This window comes from Pseudoroseomonas cervicalis ATCC 49957 (assembly GCF_000164635.1).
Classification (GTDB): domain Bacteria; phylum Pseudomonadota; class Alphaproteobacteria; order Acetobacterales; family Acetobacteraceae; genus Pseudoroseomonas; species Pseudoroseomonas cervicalis.
Genome location: NZ_GG771258.1, coordinates 1 through 526 on the forward strand (window position 1 = coordinate 1; position 526 = coordinate 526).

1 protein-coding gene is annotated in these 526 nt (G+C 76.6%); it reads right to left on the reverse strand.

What is annotated here, in order from left to right; translation table 11 throughout:
- A partial coding sequence (locus tag HMPREF0731_RS22880; RefSeq protein ID WP_007006664.1) for an aminotransferase class I/II-fold pyridoxal phosphate-dependent enzyme occupies positions 1-526 on the reverse strand: 526 nt, incomplete at both ends.

A 526-nucleotide genomic window follows, 5' to 3' on the forward strand; every position in this document is an offset into this window, starting at 1 on the left:
CAGGGGCCGAGCGCCGCGCGGATCGCCGCCGCGCGCGCCGGCGCCGCCAGGGCGAAGCCCAGCCGCAGCCCGGCCAGGCCATAGCTCTTGCCGAAGGAGCGCAGCAGGATCAGCGCCGGATGCGGCAGCAAGGCCGCCGCGCCTTGCATGTCCGGCTCCAGATCGGCGAAGGCCTCGTCCACCAGCAGCAGCCCGCCGCGCGATGCCACGCCATCCGCCAGCGCCCGGATTTCTTTCGGTGGCAGGCGGCGGCCATCGGGGTTGTTGGGGTTGCAGAGCAGGGCGGCGGGCGCCTGGGCCAGGGCGGCGAGGTTTTCGACCTCCTCCACCACGGTGCCGGCGGCGCGCCAGCAGGCGGCGTGCTCGGCATAGGTGGGGCCGAGGATCGCCAGGCGCGGCAGCGGGAAGAGGCGCGGCAGCAGCTGGATCAGGAGCTGCGTGCCGGGGGCGGCGGCGACCATCTCCGGGCTGGCGGCGCCATAGGCGGCGGCGGCGGCCGCACGCAGCGCGGCCTCCGCCTCCGGCT